We start from the raw sequence: 22,335 nt of genomic DNA on the forward strand, positions 1-22,335 counted from the left end.
ATTAAACAGCCTGACCGTAATCAACAGGGCGGTAATAAATCAAACCGTCCTGCCTTGAATGATGAAATTCGTGCTAAAGAAGTTCGTCTTGTAGACGAAAATGGTGAGCAAAAAGGTATTGTAAGCCTTGCGGAAGCATTGCGCGCAGCAGAAAATGTTGAGCTTGATCTTGTTGAGATCGTAGCCAATGCTGAGCCACCTGTTTGCAAAATCATGGACTTCAATAAGCATTTGTTTGATCTGAAACAAAAGCAGAAAGAAGCGAAGAAAAAACAACATCAAGTCCAGGTGAAAGAAATCAAGCTACGTCCTGCGACAGATGTAGGTGATTACAACGTAAAATTACGTGCAATCATCAAATTCCTTGAAGAAGGAAACAAGGTTAAAATTACCCTGCGTTTCCGTGGTCGTGAAATGGCTCACCAGCAACTGGGTCTGGCTCAACTGCAAAAAGTTGAAGCAGACGTCGTTGAATATGGTGTTGTTGAACAAGCACCAAAAATGGAAGGTCGTCAAATGGGTATGCTGCTTGGTCCTAAAAAGAAAAAGTAAGCATCTCTTGATGAAAAAAGCCCTGCATTTGCAGGGCTTTTTTATGAGGTAACTTAATTTTTTATTGAGTAGGGTAGGATTTTCCTGCTTCTACAATCGGAATATTGGCCTCAGTGGGTACATAAATTATTTGTTGAATACGACCTTCACGTAGGGCTTCACCAAATGCACCAATAAATTCCTGCTTGCGATATTCAGGATAATCTTTAGCTGCCTGACCAACGAGTTTAATAGCTTCTGCACGCAGTTTGGCACTTTCCAGTTCCGCTTTTGCAACTTGCACTTGAATCATTTTAGATTGTTCTGCTTCAGCCAATGCTGCCTGACCATCCATCCCTTGTTTCCAAACTTTATAATGTGGCCAGCCAAACAATAGCAGTAAAATGACAATCAATAAAAAGAAGAGCAAGCCCAATAGCATGAATGGACTTAGGGCGTTGCGACGGACATAATTCATAGTGCACCTACGGCAGATTTTTTTATCTATGGTATTTATTGAATGTTTTATTCTGTTTCAGAAAAGCATAGCCGAAATTTTATGTAAATCAACTATATGTGGTGATAGGGGAAAGTCCCAACCAGAACACCATTTTTTAATAACTGCTTTTTGTCCTTTGAAATCTGATGAGATAAATTTCTTTCAGCTTAAACTTCATGATTAAAATTGCTTTTGAATCAGCCTTTATGATCTTAAATTCCAAGCACTGTACATGGCTTGAATAATTTCCTTGGCTTGCTGGCGGGAAAACATCGATAAATGAATCCGGAATAATCTTAAACAGAGTCGGTCGCGCCAACTGGGCTGACAAAGAATAAAATCGAGAGTGCCATCCCGCTGATTAATTTGATGAGCGGGAAGTCTGGTTAGCCAACGTTTGGTACGGGCTTTAATTGAATCATATTGAGGATTGATAAAGCTATAATGGACGGCTTCACGATATAAACACAGGCTGATCCGGTAACCTGCCAAAGTGTAATAAATTGTCCGCGAGGTGATTTTTAGTTTAATGCTATATACCAAGAGCGATAGCATCAGGAAACCCAGCATATAGCCATAAAAGCTTGGAGACTCCTGCCATAAAAATACCAATCCTCGAATAAAACTGGAAGGAGGATCTGGAGTATGAAGGTATAAGGTCATCAAAATCCCAATGGGATAGCAAAGAAGGAGAAGTCCCATATGTTTCATCGTCTGGGCACTTTGATGAAACAGAATAATATCTGATGTGCTCATATTATTATTTTTATAATGAGTGAAAATTGAACACTTTCAAGCTTAAGGATTCTGTCCTAAAAAAGAAAGACCCATTCGGGTCTTTCTTTTGGCAGGTGATTAGCTTTGCTGCTCGTTAGATTCATTTTTTTCAGCTAACAGTTTTTTGCCAATCGGAATCTGACGAGGCAATTTTTCTTCTGGCACATTGCGCTGCAATTCGATTTTCAATAAACCATTTTCAAATTCAGCTTGTTGTACCTCTACATGTTCATCCAGTCTTAAAGACAATTTGAATGAACGGTGGGCGATGCCTTTATGCAGGAATTCCACAGTCGTATCTGAATTTTCTTCCACCGCTTTACCGCTAATGGTCAGAACCTGATTTTCCAGATTGATCTCTAGCTGGTCTTCATTGAATCCGGCAGCAGAAACCACAATGCGGTAATTGTTGTCGCCGGTTTTTTCAATGTTGTAATGTGGATAGTTCGGTGCCTCACTTTGCATTGCATAATCAAAAAGGTCATTAAAGCGGTCAAAACCGATACTACGACGGAATAGTGGGCTAAGACTGAAATTGCTCATTGATCTTACCTCCTGATCTCAGAAAAGTTTTTTAAACAACATGCAATTCTTCAATATGAACTCAGTGATTAGAAACAATCTCCTGAATAGATCATTGCTCTATTTCTAATATAGGATTGAGGCGAAGTTTTTCAAGCCTCAAGATATTAAAAATATTTGAACCCATCTTGAGCTAAAAATAATGCTTTGAATTTAGCGATTTTACTGCTGAATCTATAACAAAATATGCGGAAGTAAGGCTTTAAATCATGCTATAACTAGATCAAATTTCAATAATGTCATGTAAAAACGAAAAGGTAACAGGTAATAACATGATTGATCTCTATTATTGGGGAACGCCCAATGGCCATAAAATTACCATCGCATTAGAAGAAATGGGCTTGGAGTATAAAATTTTCCCGATCAATATTCTGGAAAATGACCAGTTTCAACCTGATTTTTTACGTATCTCTCCAAATAACAAAATTCCTGCGATTGTGGATCAGGATGGCCCGCGTGGTGAACCGATTGCAGTCTTTGAATCTGGCGCGATTCTGCAATATTTGGGTCGTAAAACCGGCCTGTTTTATCCGGATGATGAGCAGCAACGTGTTGAAGTTGAGCAATGGCTAATGTGGCAAATGGGTGGCTTGGGTCCAATGCTGGGGCAGAATCATCACTTTAGCCGTTTTGCTCCTGAGCGTATCCCGTATGCCACTGATCGCTATGTCAATGAAACCAAGCGTCTATACGGGGTTCTGAACAAACAGCTGATTGGTCAGAAATATGTAGCTGGTGAGTATTCGATTGCGGATATGGCTATTTTGCCATGGGTGCTACGTCATGAATGGCAGCAGATTGATCTGGCTGATTATCCGGAAGTACAGGAATATGTGACACGCCTGACTGCGCGTCCAGCGGTGCAAAGAGCGTTAGCAATACAGGTCAGATAAGTCTGGCCTTTGTGCTAAACTAGATAAAAGTAGATTAAACCACCTTTGGGTGGTTTTTTATTGGGTGAGTATATGAAAGATTTTTTCCTGAACTTTACTAAAATCGTGGAAACGAGTCCTCGAATTTACTGGAGTATTATTTTCGGTATCGCAGCTTGTCTGCTGCTGTTTATTGCTGAAATTGTGCATGTGGATCAGGTGATCAGCGCCTTGAATACCAAAGATCGCCAGATTTTAAATGCAGCGCTTGAACCGATCACCCAAAAATATCAATGGTCACGTATTTTGGTCATGGTTATGGCTATAGTCTGGTCTAATTGGGAATATCTTAAAGCCAAGAAAAAACTGGGTTTAAGCCGCTAGTCTCGGGATGTCCCTGTTTCTGCTCTTTCTTGCCGCTTTTGGTGCAGCGACTTTATTACCGCTGCAGTCAGAAGCGGTTTTGCTGGGTTTAATATGGCAAGGGAGCTATTCGGCGGCCTTACTCATCATGATCGCAAGTGCTGGAAATATTCTGGGTTCCTGTGTGAACTGGTATCTGGGATTCAAGATTGAGCAATATAAGCATAAAAAATGGTTTCCAGTCTCTGAGCAGCAGATGCTTAAAACTCAAAGTACCTATCAGAAATACGGCTATTGGTCATTATTGCTGAGTTGGGTGCCGATTATTGGTGATCCTATTACGTTAATTGCCGGCTTGCTTAAGGAAAATTTTACCCGTTTTATCTTGATAGTCAGTATTGCCAAAATTGGACGTTATCTGTTTGTCTATTGGGCGTATGCGATGTTTTAAAAAAGAGGCATAAAGCCTCTTTTTATTTGTATTCATCATTAGCGCGCAGGATTTTCTTGAGTGAAAATCCTTTGCATATTAGAACTAAAAATTATTTTTCAGTCCCTTTGGTAATATCAACTCCAAACAGATCTTTGGTTCTCGCCCAGCTGATGGCAACCACCAGTAGGGTCATGCTGCCACCAAACACTGTAGCCATAATCGTACCCATATATCTCGCAGCCAGACCAGACTCAAAAGCACCCAGTTCATTACTAGACGATACAAACATGCCGTTTACTGCAGCAACCCGGCCACGCATATTATCGGGTGGATAAATCTGTAAAATGGTCTGGCGAATCACCACTGAAATACTGTCACAAGCCCCGGTCATGGCAAGAGCAAACAGAGATAGCCACATCGAGTTGGAAAAAGCGAATAGCAAGGTAAAGACACCGAAACCTGCGACTGCAAGCAACATATTACGCCAAGCATGTTGCGTAGGCGGAAAGCGGGTTAGGGCAATCATGGTTATCAGTGCGCCAATGGAAGGGGCAGCCCGTAAATACCCCAAACCTTCCGGGCCAACCTTTAAAATATCCTCTGCAAAAATCGGTAAGAGGGCAATCACCCCACCAAACAGTACCGAAACCAGATCTAGGGAAATCGACCACAGTACAATTTTGCTGTTCCAGATAAAACGGAAACCATCGCCCAGACTATGCAGGACATTTTCAGTTTCAATTTTAGGAAAATCGCGCTTTTGCAATAAGTTAATCAGAACAAAACAGATGCTGACCAGTACTGCGACAGTTAGAAGACTGGTTTCCCGACCTAAAAACGCCAGCATAAAACCACCGAGCATCGGCCCGATAATTACACCACTTTGCCAGCCAATTGTGGTCCAAGTTGCACCATTGGCATAGAGTGCACGTGGAATCAGAAAGGGTTTCAGTGAAGTTGCTGAAGGATTATAAAAGCCACGAATGGTACCCAGACAGAAAATGACGGCATAAATTCCCCAAGATAATTGACTGGTGCTGAGGTTTCCCAAGCCGTGATAATGAAACAGTGACCAGAGAATGAGAGGCATCGGAATGGCAAAAAATAAACAGATTTTCATAATAGTCTGTTTATTAAAACGATCCGCGACATATCCACCCCATAAGGAAAGGGAAATAAATGGAATCGCTTCTGCCAGACCAATCAGTCCTAAGGTCAGCGGGTCTTTGGTAATCTGATACAGTGAATAGGCAACAATAATTTCCTGAATCAGAATGGCTAAAGTCAGGCAAAACTGATTTAAGGTAACAATAGAAAAGTCTCGATAACGGAGTGCGGCAAATGCATCGGGCTGAATGTGCATAAAGAGCTGTAACTGAAAAAATTGACAAATTATAAAGTGATATCGCAAGCAGTATATAAATTCATCATTCAATTCTTATCGTAAAAAATGCTAAGTTTGCAGATTCATCAAGAAAAAAAGACTAGTGCTTTTGTTTTAAGCAAAGATGCATTAGAATATCGGCTCCCTTACCTGCAGGGCGTTCTTGCAATGGTGCAGACGTGCCGAACAGGTGTTCAAAAGAGGTTGTTATGCCTAAGATGAAAACTCGCCGTGGTGCAGCTAAACGCTTCAAAGCGACTGCTAACGGTTTTAAGCGTAAACAAGCGTTCAAACGCCACATTTTGACCAAAAAATCTGCTAAGCGTATTCGTCAATTGCGCGGCTGTGTAATGGTTCACGTAAGTGACGTTGCTTCAGTTCGTCGTATGTGCCCGTACATCTAAGGAGATTATAAATGGCTCGTGTAAAACGTGGTGTACAGGCTCATCGCCGTCACAAAAAAATTCTTGCTCGCGCTAAAGGTTACTATGGTGCTCGTTCACGCGTTTACCGCGTAGCGTTCCAAGCGGTAATCAAAGCTGGTCAATACGCTTACCGTGACCGTCGTCAGAAGAAACGTCAATTCCGTGCTCTATGGATTGCGCGTATCAACGCTGGTGCACGTCAAAACGGTTTATCGTACAGCCGTATGATCGCTGGCTTGAAAAAAGCTCAAGTGATTATCGACCGTCGCGTACTTGCTGACATCGCTATGCATGACGCAGTTGCGTTTGCAGCTCTAGCTTCTAAAGCTAAAGATGCGTTGGCTGCATAAGTCTTTATGACTTAGAAAAAAGACCGCTTTTAGCGGTCTTTTTTTATCTCTGTCTTTTTTATTTTTTGACGTTCAAATCAGTCTTTAAAGCCCAAAATAATATCCAATCAAACAGATAATCACCGTAATAATAATCAGGGTAATCACATTGCCTGAATTGGATTTAGCTGCGTCATGGGGCTTATGTGCTTTAGAAACTTTGACCGCGCGATCCTCAGTATTCATCCCTACAAAAGGATCAGGCGTCACTTTAGGAGTGAGTTGTGCGGTTTTATAATGATTGGCCACTTTCACAATGAACTTGGCACTGATTTCATCGATTTTTTGTGCAAAGTGGCGCAGATTTAATTGCTGCTCTGGATTCAGTACCTGACCATCATCGTTATAAGGGTGTTGAATCTTCGTCTGAATAAAATCACTTAATGCATCCAGACGGTACAAGGTCTGATGAGCATAATCAGATGAATAATCCGTTGGAATCAAAGCTAGGTGACTCGGATTTTCTGCATGAGACTGAATCGTTGGGGTAGTACCGTAATAAGGCAAACCAGTATAAGCAGGCTCAGTGAATCCTTGAGCTAAATGGTGTTCAAATAATTCCTGTTCAGTATAGGTATGAATATCATCCCAATTTGGCTGCACTAGATCAGCATCAATTCTTTTGGCCAGTTTATTATTCAGTTTATAACGCCAGAATACTTCATGACGTAAAGGCGACTGCTGGGCTTCTGGTGCTTCATAATCATTATCAGCGGTATACCATTCAGCCAGCTCCTTACCGATCATCCAGGCGGTTTTACCTTGAGCATGATGACTGATAATCACATGAGCCAAAGGAACCAGCTCGACATTGGCATTAGGATTATTTTCATCTTCCAGCAAATGTGAAGAATGCAGACTAATACGACGAACACCTTGTTTTTTCAGACCTTCTAGCCAGATTTGAAAGTGCTGTGCCAGTAAATGTTGAGAAATCAGATCACGAAAAGTTAAATGGTGCTGATTAAAAATGGAGTGATTCAGCCAGCGGCTGAAACTGAGATCCTGAGTTAAAAACTCATTGCCATAAGTGACGAGGGTCAGTTGCTGTTTCCAAATTTGATCGAGTGCCATAGTGATTTGATCTGATTGATATTATGTTTATCTTATACTTTTTATAATTCATGATGCTATTCTAATTTTCATTAAAAGCGCACTTCATCAACTCGCCTAAAAACTGTTAGAATATGGGGTTTTTAAAAATATTTCTAACCTGTTGCTTTGAGAGTTACTATGTCACTGGAAGCCCTGACCACTGAAGCGCTCGCTGCGATTGCAGCAGCTCAAGACCTTGCTGCACTTGATCAAGTACGAGTGCAATTTACGGGGAAAAAAAGCCAGCTCGCGGAACAATCTAAGTCGCTGGGGAAAATGGATCCTGAACAACGTAAAGCGTTCGGGGCACAAATTCACGCAGTTCGTGAAGCCATCACAAGTGCTTTGACACAACGTCAGGCTGAACTGCAAAAAGCTGCACTAGAGCAGAAGCTTGCTAGTGAAACAATTGATATTACCTTGCCCGGTCGTGGCCAACAGGTGGGCAGCATCCACCCAGTGACCCAAGTACAAGAACGTATCTGTCAATTCTTTACCAAAGCAGGTTTTACAGTAGCGACTGGTCCAGAAGTTGAAGATGACTATCACAACTTCGAAGCATTGAATATTCCGGGCCATCACCCTGCACGTGCCATGCATGACACTTTCTACTTTGATGTAAACCATCTATTGCGTACGCATACTTCAGGTGTGCAGATTCGTACCATGGAAACCCAGCAGCCACCAATTCGTATCGTGTGCCCAGGCCGTGTATACCGTTGTGACTCTGACCAGACGCATTCCCCAATGTTCCATCAGATCGAAGGCCTATACGTTGCTGAAAATACCAGCTTTGCTGAATTAAAAGGTTTATTGGTAAACCTGCTAAACGAATTCTTCGAAAAAGATTTGAAAGTGCGTTTCCGTCCGTCTTATTTCCCGTTCACTGAGCCAAGTGCTGAAGTGGACATTATGGATGAGCGTGGCAAATGGTTAGAAGTTTTGGGTTGCGGTATGGTACATCCAAATGTACTTTGCGCTGCGGGCATTGATCCAGACAAATACAAAGGCTTTGCATTTGGTTTAGGTGTAGAACGTTTTGCAATGTTGCGTTATGGCATTAATGACCTGCGTATGTTCTATCAAAACGATGTGCGTTTCTTACGCCAGTTTGCTTAAGAGATTTGATAGCCTCTTCTTATAAAGTTGAGTGGCTAAAACATATTAATTTTTAGATTTAAAAATCCCCCTAAATCCCCCTTTGTAAAAGGGGGACTTACACGAAACAAGATAGGGTGTGGGATTTCCCCTCTTTGAAAAAGAGGGGCTAGGGGAGATTAAGGAAATGAATGTATGAAAATTAGCGAAAATTGGCTGCGCACATGGGTTAACCCAGCCATCGATAGCGAAAAACTGTCTGACCAACTGACTATGCTGGGCTTGGAAGTAGATGATTTGTCTCCAGCCGCAAAACCCTTCACAGGTGTGGTTGTGGGTGAAGTCCTGACTGTCGAACAGCATCCTGATGCAGATCGCTTACGTGTAACGACTGTGAACATTGGTTCAGGTGAGCCTTTGCAAATCGTGTGTGGTGCACCGAACGTACGTGCCGGTATGAAAGCACCAGTAGCTACCATCGGTGCAGTATTACCAGGCGATTTTAAAATCAAGAAAGGCAAACTGCGTGGTGTTGAATCACAAGGTATGCTATGTGGCGCTTCAGAAATCGATCTTGAAGACAAAATTGATGGTCTATTAGAGCTTCCTACCGATGCACCAGTCGGTGTAAATGTTCGTGAATATCTAGACCTTGATGACAACGTGATTGACATTAGTATCACCCCGAACCGTGGCGACTGTTTCAGCATTCGCGGGATCGCACGTGAAATTGGTGTGATTAACCAGTTGCCAGTCACTGCGCCTGAAATTAAGGAAGTTGCTGCAACCATCACTGACGAGAAAAAAGTTGTTGCTGAAACTGAGGGGTGTCCACGTTATCTCGGCCGTGTGATCAAAAATGTCAATACTAAAGCACCAACCCCTGAGTGGATGGAACGTGCATTAGTACGTGCCGGTATCCGTCAGCACAGTATTCTGGTCGACATCACCAACTATGTATTGATGGAACTGGGTCAACCATTACATGCCTTTGATGGTGGCAAGGTTCAAGGTTCAGTACATGTACGTCAAGCGACTGCAGGTGAAAAACTTGTTCTATTAAATGAACAGGAAGTTGAACTGCAAGATGATGTGATGGTAATCGCAGATGATGAAAAAGCATTAGCGATTGCAGGGATTATGGGGGGCTTGTCTTCATCAGTAACTGATGAAACCACTGAAATCTTCCTGGAATCAGCATTTTTCGCGCCATTGCATATTGCTGGCCGTGCCCGTCGTTTCGGTCTGCATACCGATGCATCTCAACGTTATGAACGTGGTGTCGATTTCGAATTGCCTATGATTGCAATGCATCGTGCATCTCAGTTGATTGCTGAGCTTGCAGGCGGTGAGTTTGGTCCAATCATTGTAGCTGAAAAACCAGAGCTATTACCAAAACGTGAAGCGATTGAGCTAGAACAAGCGCAAGTCGATCAACTATTAGGTTATACAGTTGAATCAGATTTCATTACAGATGCTTTAACGCGTTTAGGGTGTGAAGTGACTGTAAAAGCTAAAGGTCAGTGGTCAGTGGTTCCTCCATCACACCGTTATGACATGGCAATTTACCAAGACCTGATTGAAGAAGTTGCCCGTATTCACGGTTATGACAATATTCAAATCAGCTTACCAGTCATTGATGTGAAATTGGCGAAATATGAAGACCAATTTGAACTGACTCAGCTTCGTCAAACTGCCGTGACCTTGGGCTATCAGGAAGCGATCAGTTTCAGTTTTGCTGACCTGAAACTGGAAAAACAGTTAAATCCAGAAGTTAATCCATTGGCATTGGCGAACCCAATTTCAAGCGATTTGGCAGTGATGCGTTCAACTTTACTGTCTAGCCTGATTCCATGCGTACAGTACAACGTTAACCGTCAGCAAAACCGTGTGCGTTTCTTCGAACTTGGTCTGCGTTTTGATTACCAGAATGCGGCTTCAATTCATGATCTGAAACAGATTCCAACTTTTGCATTGATTGCTACCGGTTCACGTACGCCTGAAACCTGGCATGGTAAAGCACAGCCAATGGATTTCTTTGACTTCAAAGGTGACATTGAGGAAATTCTGGCAGCTGCGCGTCTAAATGTGGAATATGTACGTTCTGAACGTAGCTGGTTACATCCTGGTCAATCTGCAGAAATTCTAGTGAATGGTCAGTCAATTGGTTACTTAGGTCGTTTACATCCATCACTTGAAGATGAACTCGATTTGGCGACGACTTGGGTCGCTGAATTAGATCAATCGGCTGTTTTGCAAACTTATGTATCTAATTTTACAGAATTATCACGTTTTCCATCGGTTCGACGTGATATTGCGCTTTTAATTAGTGATAAGATTAATGTTAGCGAAATTCAGGGACTTATCGAAAAAACAGGTGGAGAGCTTCTAGGCTCGACATGGTTGTTCGATGTGTACACTGGACAAGGAGTAGAAGAAGGGAAACGCTCACTCGCATTTGCACTTCTCTGGCAGCATCCAAGCCGTACACTGGAAGATGCTGAAATTAAATCAGGTATGGATAATATCCTTCAGGTGTTGGAAAACACTTACCAAGCGACATTGAGGGCTTCATGACAGCATTAACAAAAGCAGAAATGGCTGATCATTTAAGTGAGCTCACGAGTTTAAACCGTCGTGAAGCTAAACAAATGGTCGAGTTGTTTTTCGACGAGATTAGCCAAGCGCTAATCTCGGGCGAACAAGTAAAATTATCGGGTTTCGGTAACTTTGAGTTGCGTGATAAGCGTCAACGTCCAGGCCGTAATCCGAAGACGGGTGAAGAGATTCCGATTTCTGCACGCCGTGTTGTTACGTTCCGCGCGGGACAGAAGTTCCGTCAACGTGTGGGGAATGAGCAGATCAATTGATCTGCTTTTTTTATATCTAACATTTTTATTTTTTATATAAAAAAAGAGAGCCAAAGGCTCTCTTTTTTGTACTGAATAATCGTAAAGATTATTGAGCAGCAGCTGGAGTAGCTTCAGAAGCAGCAGTAGCTTGAGCAGCAGCGTCAGTAGCGACAGCAGCAGCAGCGTCAGCTTCAGCAACAGCAGCAGCGTCAGAAGCAGCAACTTCAGAAGTAGCTTCTACAGCAGCAGCGTCAGCAGCAGCTTCAGCTTCAGAAGCAGCTTCTACAGCTTCAGATGCAGCTTGGTTAGCGTCAGCAGCAGCGTCGTCAGCTTTTTTAGCACAACCAACGAAAGCTAAAGTAGTAGCAACTGCAGCAGCAATAGCGATTTTTTTGAATAACATGGCATCACTCTCTAAAAAATTGAGATTAAAAAAAACCAAAGTCAGGCTGTAATATGCTTTTATTATTCCTAATAGTGTTAGGGACTAACAACGCAGGAGCAGTCTAACTGGTCTGCAAATATGCTATCACTGCGCATTTTTAATTGCTACTAGGTGAGCATCAAAAACAGCGAAAAAACGATAAAAATTAAGGGTTTTTTAACAGAAAATAACAATTAATTGAAAGATATAGATTGGAGAAAGGCTTATTAAGCTTATAAAAATTATACAGTTATTTATTTGTTTATTTTAATAATCAAAAACTTAAAAATAAGTTTACAGATAACTCAGTACATTGTTTCATTGTGTAACATACGTCAACCATAAAAAAAGGCCACCTTGAATGGTGACCTTTCCGATAATTTTAGTTCGATGCTTTGCGTTTCATCTGATCGAAGAAATCATCATTGGTCTTGGTTTCTTTCATACGATCCAGCAGAAATTCCATCGCAACCAGTTCATCTTGGGTATGCAGGAGTTTGCGTAGAATCCAGACTTTACGCAGTTTGTCTTCGGACATTAAACGTTCTTCACGACGCGTACCGGATTTCTTGATATTCATCGCAGGGAAGACGCGTTTTTCTGCAATACGGCGATCCAGCGTGATTTCCTGGTTACCTGTACCTTTGAATTCTTCGTAGATCACTTCATCCATTTTACTGCCGGTTTCAATCAGAGCTGTAGAAATGATAGTAAGAGAACCACCTTCTTCGATATTACGTGCCGCACCAAAGAAACGTTTTGGACGTTCAAGTGCATGTGCGTCAACACCACCGGTCAGTACCTTACCTGATGAAGGAATCACAGTGTTATATGCACGTGCCAGACGGGTAATCGAATCCAGCAGAATCACCACATCTTTCTTGTGTTCAACTAAACGTTTGGCTTTTTCAATCACCATCTCAGCCACTTGAACGTGACGAGCAGGTGATTCATCAAAGGTAGAAGCGACCACTTCACCGCGAACGGTACGTTCCATTTCGGTGACTTCTTCAGGACGTTCATCAATCAGAAGGACAATCAGGAAACATTCAGGGTTATTACGAACAATCGATTGCGCGATGTTCTGTAATAGCATGGTTTTACCAGCTTTTGGTGGTGCAACGATAATTGAACGTTGACCTTTACCAATTGGAGCAACCAGATCGACGACACGTGCAGTTAAATCTTCAGTCGTACCATTACCAAGTTCCATCACTAATTGTTCAGTAGGGAACAATGGAGTTAAGTTTTCGAACAAGATCTTGTTACGTGAATTTTCCGGGGTATCGTAGTTAATCTGATTGACTTTGAGCAAAGCAAAATAACGCTCACCTTCTTTAGGCGGACGAATGGTTCCCGTAATGGTGTCACCGGTACGCAGGTTAAAGCGGCGAATTTGTGATGGGCTGACATAGATATCGTCAGGACCTGCCAAATAAGAGCCTGCTGCAGAGCGTAAGAAGCCAAAACCATCTGACAAAATTTCTAGAACGCCATCACCAAAAATCTCTTCACCATTCATCGCATGGCGTTTTAAGATGGCAAAAATAATGTCTTGCTTACGGTTACGAGCCATACCTTCAAGGCCCATAAACTCGGCAATCTTGATGAGTTCGCCAATCGGTTTTTTCTTGAGTTCGGTTAAATTCATAGGTGGTCAGATAGAATCAAAGTTCTAAGGTATAGGTTAGAAAGGGAGTAACATTCGGCCGCATATAAGCATTCAAACGAAAGCAATTGAATTTGCACAAGAACAATTCAGAGGTCTGTTTGATTGTTTCAAAGAGAAATGTGAAAACAATTTCTATTGCCGAGCGGCATGTTATGTAATGTGTCTTGTAAGAAACTGACAGGATTTAGCATCCTTTATCTCTTGAAGTTGAAATATAAGAGAGAAACAGGTTTTTGTCAATTTATAGACGAAAAAAATACGCAACCTTTGGTCGCGTATTTTTACTATAGCATTTTATGCTTAGATGTTTTGATCAATGAATGCAGTCAATTTAGATTTTGGTGCTGCACCGACTTGAGTCGCTACGACTTCACCATTTTTAAACATCAATAAAGCTGGAATGTTACGGATATTGAAATTCACCGCAGTTTGTTCGCAAGATGTTACGTCAACTTTGACAATTTTCACTTTGCCTTGATATTCATCAGCCAATACTTCAAGTACAGGGGCAATAGCTTTACATGGCGCACACCAGCCAGCCCAGAAATCAACCAGTACAGGAACGTCTGATTGAAGAACGTCTGCTTCGAAGTTTGCGTCAGTAGTGTTTACGATGTTGCCAGACATGGAGTGCTCCAGAATTAATTTTATAAAGATAACTATAATTATTAGTATTACATAGCCATCTTTAACAATGTAGGGGAATCTGTAAATTTTCAAGCTTTAATGTTGTTTTGTCTAATGGATGATCACGATAGTCACCATCGCCTCATACAATTGTCCTATAAATGAAAAAAATAATTACGCGAAATTGTCCTGACAAATGGCTTTTAAATTGCATGGTTGTGAATTACTCTAAGCACAATTCTTAAAAGGTTTATTTCTAGAATGTCTGATTTTTTGATTGATGAAGAATTACTCGCAGCCATCGATATGGGATCAAACAGTTTTCATTTGGCGATTGCCCGGGTGGATCATGGCGAAGTGAAAAAAGTCGCATCAATGTCAGAAAAGGTTCAGCTTGCTGCGGGACTGGATGAAAATAAAAATTTGACTGAAGCCGCACAGCAGCGTGGTTTGGCTTGTCTGGCCCGGTTTGTCGGACGTTTGGGCTCGGTACAACCAAACCGTTTACGGATTGTGGCAACCAACGCATTACGTCAAGCTAAAAATGGTCATGAATTTATTCAGAAAGCGGCTGAAATTTTACCAAAACCGATTGAAATTATTGCTGGTCGTGAAGAAGCGCGTCTAATTTATCTCGGTGTGTCACATACCATGGCCAATACTGGCCGTCGTCTAGTAGTCGATATTGGTGGTGGGTCAACTGAACTCATCATTGGGGAAGAATTTGAACCTATTCATACCGAATCTGTGCAGATGGGTTGTGTGACTTTTACCAAGAAATTCTTTGCTGATGGTGAAATCACCCATAAAGCCTTTGATAAGGCAGTGACTGCGGCACGTAAAGAAATTTCAGGCATTGCCAATACTTATAAATCTGCCGGTTGGGATGCGGTAGTTGGTTCTAGTGGTACGATCAAAGCCTGTCGCCAGATCTGTGTCAACATGGGCTGGAGCAATGATAAAGAACAGCTCACCCGTGAAGGTCTGGAAAAACTTAAAGACAAATTATTCAAATATAAACATGTTTCTGATATGGAATTCGAAGGTCTGAAAGATGACCGTCGTGCAGTCTTGCCTGCAGGAATTGCCATTTTATATGCGGTATTTGATGTACTGAATATTCCGCATCTGGTGTATTCAGATGGAGCATTGCGTGAAGGCGTGATGTATGACCTCTTGGGCCGTTTCAAGCATGAAGATATACGTGATCGTTCAGTCCATGCCTTGATTGGTCGTTATAATGCCGATGCCAAGCAGGCCGAACGTGTAGTGCAGACTGCACACAAACTGTTTGATGATGTAGCAGGTGATCTTGGCCTATATAGCGAGGACAGTGATTTACTTCGTCGTGCAGCTTATTTGCATGAAATTGGTTTAGCGATCAGTCATAGTGGTTATCACCGCCACGGTGCCTATTTATTGCAACATTCTGACATTGCCGGTTTTTCGCAGGTAGATCAGAATTATTTGTCACATTTGGTCGCACATCATCGCCGTAAATTGCGCGCTGATGCCAAGCATGATGTGATGAAAGTCGGTGGAACTAAACTTTTACAGCTGTGTTTGCTGTTGCGTCTGGCGGTTTTGGTCAATCACAGTCGTAGTGATGAGATGCTTCCTGCCATTGAACTTAAGGTCAAGAATGCGCAACAATGGCAGCTCAGCATTTCTGGTGATGCCAAACAATGGCCATTATTAATTGCTGAACTGCATGATGAACAGGTGCAGTTTAAAAATTGGGAGATCGAGCTCTCGGTTCAATCTGAACAATTTGTTAATTAATACCTTTATAGGGATGAAAACGGTTGACCTATGAAAAATAAAGCTACCCCATCAAAAGCATGGACGACAGTACAGATTGCTCGTCATCCGGAACGTCCACAATTTCTGGACTACGTAGGTGAAATATTCACTGAATTTGATGCTTTGCATGGCGACCGTCTCTATGGTGATGATGGCGCAATGATCGGTGGTCTGGCACGTTTCGATGGACAACCGGTGATGATCGTGGGTCAGCACCGTGGTCGTAGTACCCGTGAAAAATTACAGCATAATTTTGGGATGAGTAATCCGGAAGGTTACCGTAAAGCTCAGCGTCTACTCGATATGGCGGAACGTTTTAATCTGCCAGTCTTCACCTTTATTGATACCATGGGTGCATACCCGGGTGTGGGTGCGGAAGAGCGTGGTCAGGCTGAAGCGATTGCGTCAAGTTTGGCACAGCTTTCTAATCTGAAAGTGCCTGTAATTGCCACTGTTCTGGGTGAAGGTGGTTCAGGTGGTGCACTCGGGATTGGCGTGGCGGATCGTGTAGTAATGCTCTCTCACAGTATTTATTCAGTAATTTCACCGGAAGGCTGTGCATCTATTCTGTGGAAAACTGCAGAAAAAGCGGAACAGGCCAGTGAAGCTTTGGCATTGACTGCTGAAAAATTACAGAAGATGGGCATTGTTGAATACGTCGTTGATGAAGGTGAAGGCGCACATCTGGATCCGGATGAGGTCATGTACCAACTGAAAGCAGTCCTGAAAGAAGCTTTAAATGAACTGCAAGCAATGGAACCACAAGCACGATGCGAAGCACGTTACCAACGTTTAATGAAGTTTGGCAGCGACAATTTAGGTCTGGCATCTTAAAGCAACTGCAGGAATTTCCTGCAGAAACAAAATTTCTAATCGGATGCAGTGGCGGCGTAGATTCTATGCTGTTGCTGCATCTGATGTTTTTTTTGTACCCGAAAAAAATCCGCGCAATTTATATTGATCATCAATTGCAAAGTATCAGCAATGAATGGGGCACTTTTGTCCAGCATCAGTGTCAGCAACTAAATATTCCTTGCATCATTCAGCCCGTCCATGTTGCCAGCGGCAATCTGGAATCACAGGCTCGCCAATCACGGTATCAAGCTTATTTACGGCATCTTCGGCCCAATGAAATTCTGGTCTTGGCTCACCATCAGCAGGATCAGGCAGAAACTTTGATGTTGCGCTTACTTTCTGGTGCAGGGATTGATGGTCTGGCTGCCATGAAAGCGATCGATATACGGACAGATTTAACCATCTGGCGGCCACTGCTGGATATTTCTCGTGAGCAGATTTGCCAATGGGCAGCAGATTTAAATATCCAGAATATTGAAGATCCGACTAATCAGGATACTCATTATGACCGTGCCTGGGCACGTCAGGTGCTGTGGCCAGTCTTAAGTCATCGCTATCCGAAAATGCAGTCTGCCTTGGCTCGTACCAGTGAACTGATGCAGGATGCACAAAACATTCTGCAAGAAGTATTAGAGCAGGATCTCAAACTCTGTGGTAACGCCGAAATTCTCGATCTATCTTCATTCTCAAGTTTATCCAAAGCACGGCAGCGTCAGTTACTCTCGATCTGGATGAAAGGCGAGGGACAATATCGTCCCTCTCTGGACATGGTTGAGCGTGTACAGGCTGAAGTAATTGGAGCGAAACCAGATGCTCAAGCAGCGCTGCATTGGTCGGGTTATTACTATGTGCGTTATCAGCAGCAGTTGCATCGCCTAAAAGCTGAAGTTTATCTGGTTGACCAACAATCGACTGTAGCCGAACAGCAGATTATTTTACAGAATAAAGATCAGGTTCATCTTCCTTCCGGTCAATTCAGGATTCAAAGGGCTGAGATAGGATTATCTCCCACTTTATTAGGACAACCCTTGTATTTACGGCAACGGAAGGGGGGTGAAAAAATCCATCTCTATGGACGGGTGGGACACTGGCCGCTCAAAAAAGCTATTCAGGAAGCGCAAATATTTCCCTGGACTCGGCATACTATTCAAATATTAAGCACAGATAATGTTATGCTAGGCGTGTTTACACCTAAAGGATTTTGGTTAGCTCAATCTGCATATTGTGAAGCAGGGGGATGGCTACCCATTTCGATTTCTTCAACTTTAGAATTCAACGACGAGCATTAAACATGAGTGCAGCTTTAAATTGTAATATTAGTTTTATTGGTGGCGGTAATATGGCTCAAGCCTTGATTGGCGGGCTGATTTCGCAGGGGTTGCCAGCAACGCGTATTACAGTTTCTGATCCGGTTGAGAAAGTACGTTCACTTCTTGCAGAAAAAGAAGTCAATGTCACCGATGATAATATTGCTGCTATTAAAGATGCGGATATCGTACTGTTTGCAGTCAAACCACAGGTTTTAGCTGGGGTGTTAAAACCACTTCAAGGTTTACTTGATGGCAAGCTGGTGATTTCAATCGTTGCGGGTGCCGAGATTGCAACACTATCTGCGCTATTGGGCACTGACCGTATTGTCCGTGTGATGCCGAATACACCCGCACTGGTACAGACAGGTGCACATGGTTTATTTGCTAATGAAGAAGTGGGTGCAGAAGACCGTGAGCTGGCGAGTCAGGTTTTGGCTTCTACCGGCCTGACAATTTGGGTAAACTCAGAAGCTCAGATTGATGCCGTGACTGCAGTCTCTGGTTCAGGACCTGCTTATTTCTTCTATATGATGGAAAGCATGATTCGTGCAGGCAAGAATTTAGGTCTGGATGAAAAAGTAGCCACTGCATTGACATTGCAAACTGCTTTGGGGGCAGCGCAAATGGCGATCACCAGTTCTAATACACCGGCAGAGCTGCGTAAGAATGTAACTTCTCCGAATGGTACAACTCAGGCAGCATTGGAAGTGTTTGATCGCGCGCAGATTTCTCAGAATATTCAGGCAGCGCTTGCTGCTGCGCAAAAACGTAGTCAGGAACTAGCCCAAGAGCTCAGTGACAATAGTAAATAATCTTCAGTTTAATTTTTAGGAACGTTCAAGTATGGGTGCAAATTCTGCGCTAATTTTTGGCATTATCATTAACGTCGCGATTTTGCTCGTATTCTTCCGCTTTTTAATGCAATTGGCCGCGGTGAGTCCTTATAATCCTGTCGTTCTATCTACTGTCAAAGCGACTAAAATTGTAGATGTGTTTGGGCGTATTTTCCCAACTGCAGGTAAAGGCCGGGTGAATACTGCTGCACTGGCACTTTTGGTCGTGCTGTATTTGCTGAAAATTTTTGGCATCATGTATTTGTCTGGGGGAATGCCAAATGGTCCAATCCATTTGCTTATTCTAACCTTCGTTACCATGATGCAGGATTTGATCCGTTTCTGTCGTTACCTGATCTTTGCAACAATTATTTTGAGCTGGGTGGTGATGTTTACGCAATCCCGTTCACCTTATATTGAGGTAGTTCAGGAACTTGCAGAGCCATTATTGGCACCGTTCCGTCGTATCATGCCGAATATGGGGATGATCGATCTGTCTCCAATCTTGGCAATTTTGGCATTGATCGTAATTGAAATGATTATGAACCAGGTGGCAATTGTGTTGCTAACCGGCCTTTAATCAGATCCCAAAGAAAAGGACGCTTAGGCGTCCTTTTTTATTTCAAGAAAATTCCTTCTCCTTGTAGGAGAGGGTTAGGGTGAGGTCTATAAATTTAAATAACCTCTATCCCAACCTTCCTCCTAAAAGGAGGAAGGAGCTTTAGTATTAATGCGCTTCATCCCAGTTCATGCCTTTACCGACTTCCACGACCAAAGGCACAGAGATTTCAATCACAGATTGCATCACTTCGGCCAGTTGAAGAGCCAGTTCATCTGCAATCGCTTCATCGACTTCAAATACCAATTCATCGTGCACTTGTAGCAGCATTTTGGCCTGATCTTTAGGTAGCATTTTATCAACCTCAATCATCGCCATTTTGATAATGTCTGCAGCTGAACCTTGTAATGGTGCATTAATCGCCGCACGTTCAGCGGCTTTGCGGACCATCATGTTACGGGCATCGATATCAGGTGTGTATAAACGGCGACCTAGAATAGTTTCAACGAAGCCTTGTTCCAATGCCACCTGACGGGTACGCTGCATATATTCATAAATTCCCGGATAGCGGCGGAAATACTGTTTGATATATTCCTGTGATTCCTGACGAGTGAAACCTAACTGACGGGTTAGACCAAATTCAGACATGCCATAGAGCAGACCAAAATTCACGGCTTTGGCCTGACGACGCTGATCATTGGTCACTTCTTCAAGCGGGATACCCAGAACTTCAGCTGCGGTACGGCGATGCACATCCTGTCCATGGTTAAAGGCATCTACTAGCGCATCATCCTGAGATAAATGTGCCATCAGACGCAATTCAATCTGTGAATAATCGGCTGCGAGTAAGACACGACCTTCAGGTGCAATAAAGGCCTTACGAATCTGACGTCCGATTTCCGCACGAATTGGAATGTTTTGCAGGTTTGGATCAGTAGACGATAAACGGCCAGTGGCTGTGAGTGCCTGATGATAACTGGTATGCACACGATGGGTTTCGTTATTGGCCTGTTTGCATAGACCATCGGTATAGGTACTTTTCAGTTTAGACAGACCGCGATATTCCAGAATCAGTTCAGCAATCGGGTGTTCCAGTTTTTCCAGTACACTTTCGCTAGTACTGTATTGACCGGTAGAGGTCTTTTTGCCACCTTTCAGGCCTAGTTTTTCAAATAGAACTTCACCGACTTGTTTTGGAGAGCTGACATTAAACGCTTCACCGGCTATTTCCGTGATCTGATTTTCCAGATTCTGCATGGTTTGAGCGAACTCACAACCGAGTTGATCCAGAAAAGCCAGATCCAGTCGGATGCCATTTTCTTCCATGCTGGTCAGCACACGCGCTACCGGCATTTCAATATTGTGCAGAATATTGACCAGTTCAGGATAAGTCTGCAGCTTTTTGCTGAGTACTTCAAACAGGCGATAAGTCACATGCGCATCTTCTGCCGCATAATGCGCTGCAGTTTCGATCTCGATTTTATTGAAAGTTTTTTGTTTGGCGCCTTTACCCGCCACCTGTTCATAAGTGGTGGTTAAGTGGCTTAAGTACAGACGGGCTACATCATCCATGCCATGACGGGTGGCAACTGAGTTCAGCACATAAGAAGCCAGCATGGTATCAAAATACCAACCCGCCAGATGAATGCCGTGATTTTCCAGAACATGCGCATCGTATTTCAGGTGATGACCAATTTTCTGAATCGCTTCATCTTCTAAAATCGGTTTGATCTGAGCCAGAATTTCTTCACGATTGAGCTGTTCTGGCGCACCTTCATAATCATGTGCTAGCGGTACGTAATAGGCATCCTGGGCATCAAAAGCCACCGAAAAACCGACAATCTGTGCAATACGATAGTCCAGACTGGTGGTTTCAGTATCAAAAGCAAAGCGTTTTTCAGTATTTAAACGTTCAAACAGCTTACTCCAATCTTCCTGAGTCAAGACGGTATGATAAGTTGCTTCTCCAAGCTGATCATTATCACTGCTGAGTGTCGCCTGCTGCTCATCGGCTTCCTGAGGTTCAGGTGCTGCTTTGGCATTAATCGATTGAGTAGCTTGTTTATAATTACGGTTGTTTGGATTATTCGGATGGTCCAGTGATTGCAGCTGGTTACGGAATTCCAGTTCGGTATACAGATTACGTAAAGCTTCTACATTTGGATCCTGAAGTTTCAGGTCATCATAAGTGAAGCTTAAATCCAGATCGCAAATGATGCTGGCCAATTGATGATCCAGTGCAATGCCATCGGTATTGTCTTTAATATTCTGACCCACTTTACCTTTGATCTTGTCGACATTTTCCAGAATGCCACCAATCGAGCCATATTCATTGAGTAATTTGGCTGCAGTTTTCGCTCCGATCCCAGGCACACCCATAATGCCATCTGAGGCATCGCCCATCAGGGTCAGGTAGTCAATGATCTGGTTTGGCCATACACCAAACTTTTCAAAAACCCCATCAACATCCATCGGTTTTTCTTTGAAGCTGTCTTCTAAGGTCACTTTATCAGTCACCAGTTGTGCCATGTCTTTATCGCCGGTTGAAATCAGCACCTGATGACCTAAAGCTTCAGCACGTTTCGCTAATGTACCAATGATGTCATCGGCTTCCGCACCTGGCAGCATATGCAGAGGAATGCCCAAAGCACGAATCAAGGCATGTAAGTATGGAATTTGCTGGGACAGTTCTTCCGGCATACTCGGACGGTCACCTTTATAAATAGGTGACAACTCGTGACGGAAAGTCGGTTCAGGCGTGTCGAAAATCACCGCCATATGTGTTGGCTGGGTACGGCGCATCAGTTTTTGAATAGCAGAAATCGCACCACGAATTGCATTGGTGTGTAGACCGGTTGACGTGGTTAATGGTGGTAGTGCATGAAAGGCACGAAATAAAAAGTAAGAGCCATCGACCAAGACAAATGGTGGCATGTAATCAATTCCTTATTC

23 protein-coding genes are annotated in these 22,335 nt (G+C 42.9%); 14 read left to right on the forward strand and 9 right to left on the reverse strand.

All coding sequences use genetic code 11. The features are described 5' to 3' along the window. Window positions 1–552, forward strand: coding sequence for a translation initiation factor IF-3 (gene infC, locus G5T77_RS11640; RefSeq protein WP_081400954.1), 552 nt, complete (start codon window positions 1–3; stop codon window positions 550–552). Window positions 553–613: 61 nt separating this feature from the next. Here the strand turns inward: infC and G5T77_RS11645 are convergent, their stop codons facing one another. The 3 genes from G5T77_RS11645 to G5T77_RS11655 form a co-directional block, all read right to left on the reverse strand. Beyond that, window positions 614–1,009 carry a hypothetical protein gene (locus tag G5T77_RS11645; protein WP_004783587.1) on the reverse strand — a complete coding sequence of 132 codons (396 nt, stop codon included), beginning with the start codon at window positions 1,007–1,009 and terminating at the stop codon, window positions 614–616. Window positions 1,010–1,234: 225 nt separating this feature from the next. Beyond that, window positions 1,235–1,786: a hypothetical protein gene (locus G5T77_RS11650; RefSeq protein ID WP_166135695.1), complete on the reverse strand. Its 552-nt coding sequence runs from the start codon at window positions 1,784–1,786 to the stop codon at window positions 1,235–1,237. Window positions 1,787–1,885: 99 nt separating this feature from the next. Then, window positions 1,886–2,350 carry an Hsp20 family protein gene (locus G5T77_RS11655; RefSeq protein WP_004783582.1) on the reverse strand — a complete coding sequence of 155 codons (465 nt, stop codon included), beginning with the start codon at window positions 2,348–2,350 and terminating at the stop codon, window positions 1,886–1,888. Window positions 2,351–2,661: 311 nt separating this feature from the next. Here G5T77_RS11655 and G5T77_RS11660 point away from each other — a divergent pair, with 311 nt between their 5' ends. The 3 genes from G5T77_RS11660 to G5T77_RS11670 all read left to right on the forward strand — a co-directional run bounded on the left by G5T77_RS11660 (window position 2,662) and on the right by G5T77_RS11670 (window position 4,075). Further along, window positions 2,662–3,282: a glutathione S-transferase N-terminal domain-containing protein gene (locus G5T77_RS11660; protein WP_166135698.1), complete on the forward strand. Its 621-nt coding sequence runs from the start codon at window positions 2,662–2,664 to the stop codon at window positions 3,280–3,282. A gap of 72 nt (window positions 3,283–3,354) precedes the next feature. Further along, window positions 3,355–3,645, forward strand: coding sequence for a hypothetical protein (locus G5T77_RS11665; protein ID WP_166135701.1), 291 nt, complete (start codon window positions 3,355–3,357; stop codon window positions 3,643–3,645). Between the two features lie 7 nt (window positions 3,646–3,652). Beyond that, entirely contained in the window at window positions 3,653–4,075 is a 423-nt protein-coding gene (locus G5T77_RS11670; protein ID WP_004783577.1) for a YqaA family protein, read from the forward strand. Between the two features lie 91 nt (window positions 4,076–4,166). On the opposite strand, the gene G5T77_RS11675 is transcribed toward G5T77_RS11670, so the two are convergent. Next, window positions 4,167–5,420 (reverse strand): MFS transporter, encoded by a 1,254-nt coding sequence (locus G5T77_RS11675; protein ID WP_166135704.1) that lies wholly within the window; start codon window positions 5,418–5,420, stop codon window positions 4,167–4,169. Window positions 5,421–5,650: 230 nt separating this feature from the next. Between G5T77_RS11675 and rpmI the strand changes: the two genes are divergently transcribed. After that, complete coding sequence (gene rpmI / locus G5T77_RS11680; protein WP_004278281.1) at window positions 5,651–5,845, forward strand: 50S ribosomal protein L35; 195 nt, start codon at window positions 5,651–5,653, stop codon at window positions 5,843–5,845. An 11-nt stretch (window positions 5,846–5,856) separates the two neighbouring features. Next, on the forward strand, window positions 5,857–6,216 hold the full coding sequence (rplT, locus tag G5T77_RS11685; RefSeq protein WP_004647525.1) for a 50S ribosomal protein L20: 360 nt from the start codon (window positions 5,857–5,859) through the stop codon (window positions 6,214–6,216). Window positions 6,217–6,300: 84 nt separating this feature from the next. Here rplT and G5T77_RS11690 read toward each other — a convergent pair whose 3' ends face one another. Further along, entirely contained in the window at window positions 6,301–7,329 is a 1,029-nt protein-coding gene (locus G5T77_RS11690) for a hypothetical protein (RefSeq protein WP_004783571.1), read from the reverse strand. A gap of 159 nt (window positions 7,330–7,488) precedes the next feature. Between G5T77_RS11690 and pheS the strand changes: the two genes are divergently transcribed. The 3 genes from pheS to G5T77_RS11705 all read left to right on the forward strand — a co-directional run bounded on the left by pheS (window position 7,489) and on the right by G5T77_RS11705 (window position 11,318). Next, complete coding sequence (pheS, locus tag G5T77_RS11695) at window positions 7,489–8,469, forward strand: phenylalanine--tRNA ligase subunit alpha (RefSeq protein ID WP_004783570.1); 981 nt, start codon at window positions 7,489–7,491, stop codon at window positions 8,467–8,469. A gap of 174 nt (window positions 8,470–8,643) precedes the next feature. Beyond that, window positions 8,644–11,025 (forward strand): phenylalanine--tRNA ligase subunit beta, encoded by a 2,382-nt coding sequence (gene pheT, locus G5T77_RS11700; protein WP_166135707.1) that lies wholly within the window; start codon window positions 8,644–8,646, stop codon window positions 11,023–11,025. Next, window positions 11,022–11,318: an integration host factor subunit alpha gene (locus tag G5T77_RS11705; protein WP_004783565.1), complete on the forward strand. Its 297-nt coding sequence runs from the start codon at window positions 11,022–11,024 to the stop codon at window positions 11,316–11,318. Before pheT ends, G5T77_RS11705 begins: the two co-directional genes overlap by 4 nt. Window positions 11,319–11,406: 88 nt before the next feature. Here G5T77_RS11705 and G5T77_RS11710 read toward each other — a convergent pair whose 3' ends face one another. From G5T77_RS11710 to trxA, 3 genes are all read right to left on the reverse strand, one after another. Then, window positions 11,407–11,703 (reverse strand): hypothetical protein, encoded by a 297-nt coding sequence (locus G5T77_RS11710; RefSeq protein ID WP_159123051.1) that lies wholly within the window; start codon window positions 11,701–11,703, stop codon window positions 11,407–11,409. 403 nt (window positions 11,704–12,106) lie between these two features. Further along, window positions 12,107–13,375 carry a transcription termination factor Rho gene (gene rho / locus G5T77_RS11715; protein WP_004783562.1) on the reverse strand — a complete coding sequence of 423 codons (1,269 nt, stop codon included), beginning with the start codon at window positions 13,373–13,375 and terminating at the stop codon, window positions 12,107–12,109. A gap of 321 nt (window positions 13,376–13,696) precedes the next feature. After that, on the reverse strand, window positions 13,697–14,023 hold the full coding sequence (gene trxA / locus G5T77_RS11720; protein WP_005233946.1) for a thioredoxin: 327 nt from the start codon (window positions 14,021–14,023) through the stop codon (window positions 13,697–13,699). Between the two features lie 261 nt (window positions 14,024–14,284). Here trxA and ppx point away from each other — a divergent pair, with 261 nt between their 5' ends. Genes ppx through G5T77_RS11745 form a run of 5 tightly spaced genes read left to right on the forward strand, consistent with a single transcriptional unit; the run spans window position 14,285 to window position 19,404 of the window. Further along, window positions 14,285–15,805 (forward strand): exopolyphosphatase, encoded by a 1,521-nt coding sequence (ppx, locus tag G5T77_RS11725; protein WP_166135710.1) that lies wholly within the window; start codon window positions 14,285–14,287, stop codon window positions 15,803–15,805. Window positions 15,806–15,835: 30 nt separating this feature from the next. Then, on the forward strand, window positions 15,836–16,660 hold the full coding sequence (locus G5T77_RS11730) for an acetyl-CoA carboxylase carboxyltransferase subunit alpha (RefSeq protein WP_004783557.1): 825 nt from the start codon (window positions 15,836–15,838) through the stop codon (window positions 16,658–16,660). Continuing rightward, entirely contained in the window at window positions 16,597–17,970 is a 1,374-nt protein-coding gene (gene tilS, locus G5T77_RS11735) for a tRNA lysidine(34) synthetase TilS (RefSeq protein ID WP_166135713.1), read from the forward strand. The genes G5T77_RS11730 and tilS overlap by 64 nt, the downstream gene beginning before the upstream one ends. Before the next feature lie 2 nt (window positions 17,971–17,972). Then, window positions 17,973–18,803: a pyrroline-5-carboxylate reductase gene (gene proC / locus G5T77_RS11740; RefSeq protein WP_125279377.1), complete on the forward strand. Its 831-nt coding sequence runs from the start codon at window positions 17,973–17,975 to the stop codon at window positions 18,801–18,803. A 31-nt stretch (window positions 18,804–18,834) separates the two neighbouring features. Then, entirely contained in the window at window positions 18,835–19,404 is a 570-nt protein-coding gene (locus tag G5T77_RS11745) for a YggT family protein (protein ID WP_004783550.1), read from the forward strand. A 147-nt stretch (window positions 19,405–19,551) separates the two neighbouring features. Here the strand turns inward: G5T77_RS11745 and polA are convergent, their stop codons facing one another. Then, the gene (polA, locus tag G5T77_RS11750) at window positions 19,552–22,317 is read right to left on the reverse strand and encodes a DNA polymerase I (RefSeq protein ID WP_166135716.1); all 2,766 of its coding nucleotides are present in this window, start codon (window positions 22,315–22,317) and stop codon (window positions 19,552–19,554) included. Window positions 22,318–22,335: the final 18 nt, after the last annotated feature.

It is taken from the genome of Acinetobacter sp. GFQ9D191M (assembly GCF_011174875.1).
Lineage (GTDB): Bacteria > Pseudomonadota > Gammaproteobacteria > Pseudomonadales > Moraxellaceae > Acinetobacter.

Excerpts from the sequence above, each read along its gene's own strand:
- G5T77_RS11745 (WP_004783550.1), top strand. The coding sequence starts at position 18,835 with ATGGGTGCAAATTCTGCGCTAATTTTTGGCATTATCATTAACGTCGCG.
- rpmI (WP_004278281.1), top strand. The coding sequence starts at position 5,651 with ATGCCTAAGATGAAAACTCGCCGTGGTGCAGCTAAACGCTTCAAAGCG.
- rho (WP_004783562.1), bottom strand. The coding sequence starts at position 13,375 with ATGAATTTAACCGAACTCAAGAAAAAACCGATTGGCGAACTCATCAAG.
- polA (WP_166135716.1), bottom strand. The coding sequence starts at position 22,317 with ATGCCACCATTTGTCTTGGTCGATGGCTCTTACTTTTTATTTCGTGCC.
- rplT (WP_004647525.1), top strand. The coding sequence starts at position 5,857 with ATGGCTCGTGTAAAACGTGGTGTACAGGCTCATCGCCGTCACAAAAAA.
- G5T77_RS11690 (WP_004783571.1), bottom strand. The coding sequence starts at position 7,329 with ATGGCACTCGATCAAATTTGGAAACAGCAACTGACCCTCGTCACTTAT.
- proC (WP_125279377.1), top strand. The coding sequence starts at position 17,973 with ATGAGTGCAGCTTTAAATTGTAATATTAGTTTTATTGGTGGCGGTAAT.
- G5T77_RS11645 (WP_004783587.1), bottom strand. The coding sequence starts at position 1,009 with ATGAATTATGTCCGTCGCAACGCCCTAAGTCCATTCATGCTATTGGGC.
- trxA (WP_005233946.1), bottom strand. The coding sequence starts at position 14,023 with ATGTCTGGCAACATCGTAAACACTACTGACGCAAACTTCGAAGCAGAC.
- G5T77_RS11670 (WP_004783577.1), top strand. The coding sequence starts at position 3,653 with ATGTCCCTGTTTCTGCTCTTTCTTGCCGCTTTTGGTGCAGCGACTTTA.
- G5T77_RS11660 (WP_166135698.1), top strand. The coding sequence starts at position 2,662 with ATGATTGATCTCTATTATTGGGGAACGCCCAATGGCCATAAAATTACC.
- G5T77_RS11665 (WP_166135701.1), top strand. The coding sequence starts at position 3,355 with ATGAAAGATTTTTTCCTGAACTTTACTAAAATCGTGGAAACGAGTCCT.
- G5T77_RS11655 (WP_004783582.1), bottom strand. The coding sequence starts at position 2,350 with ATGAGCAATTTCAGTCTTAGCCCACTATTCCGTCGTAGTATCGGTTTT.
- G5T77_RS11675 (WP_166135704.1), bottom strand. The coding sequence starts at position 5,420 with ATGCACATTCAGCCCGATGCATTTGCCGCACTCCGTTATCGAGACTTT.
- tilS (WP_166135713.1), top strand. The coding sequence starts at position 16,597 with ATGCGAAGCACGTTACCAACGTTTAATGAAGTTTGGCAGCGACAATTT.
- pheS (WP_004783570.1), top strand. The coding sequence starts at position 7,489 with ATGTCACTGGAAGCCCTGACCACTGAAGCGCTCGCTGCGATTGCAGCA.
- ppx (WP_166135710.1), top strand. The coding sequence starts at position 14,285 with ATGTCTGATTTTTTGATTGATGAAGAATTACTCGCAGCCATCGATATG.
- G5T77_RS11710 (WP_159123051.1), bottom strand. The coding sequence starts at position 11,703 with ATGTTATTCAAAAAAATCGCTATTGCTGCTGCAGTTGCTACTACTTTA.
- G5T77_RS11705 (WP_004783565.1), top strand. The coding sequence starts at position 11,022 with ATGACAGCATTAACAAAAGCAGAAATGGCTGATCATTTAAGTGAGCTC.
- pheT (WP_166135707.1), top strand. The coding sequence starts at position 8,644 with ATGAAAATTAGCGAAAATTGGCTGCGCACATGGGTTAACCCAGCCATC.
- G5T77_RS11730 (WP_004783557.1), top strand. The coding sequence starts at position 15,836 with ATGAAAAATAAAGCTACCCCATCAAAAGCATGGACGACAGTACAGATT.
- G5T77_RS11650 (WP_166135695.1), bottom strand. The coding sequence starts at position 1,786 with ATGAGCACATCAGATATTATTCTGTTTCATCAAAGTGCCCAGACGATG.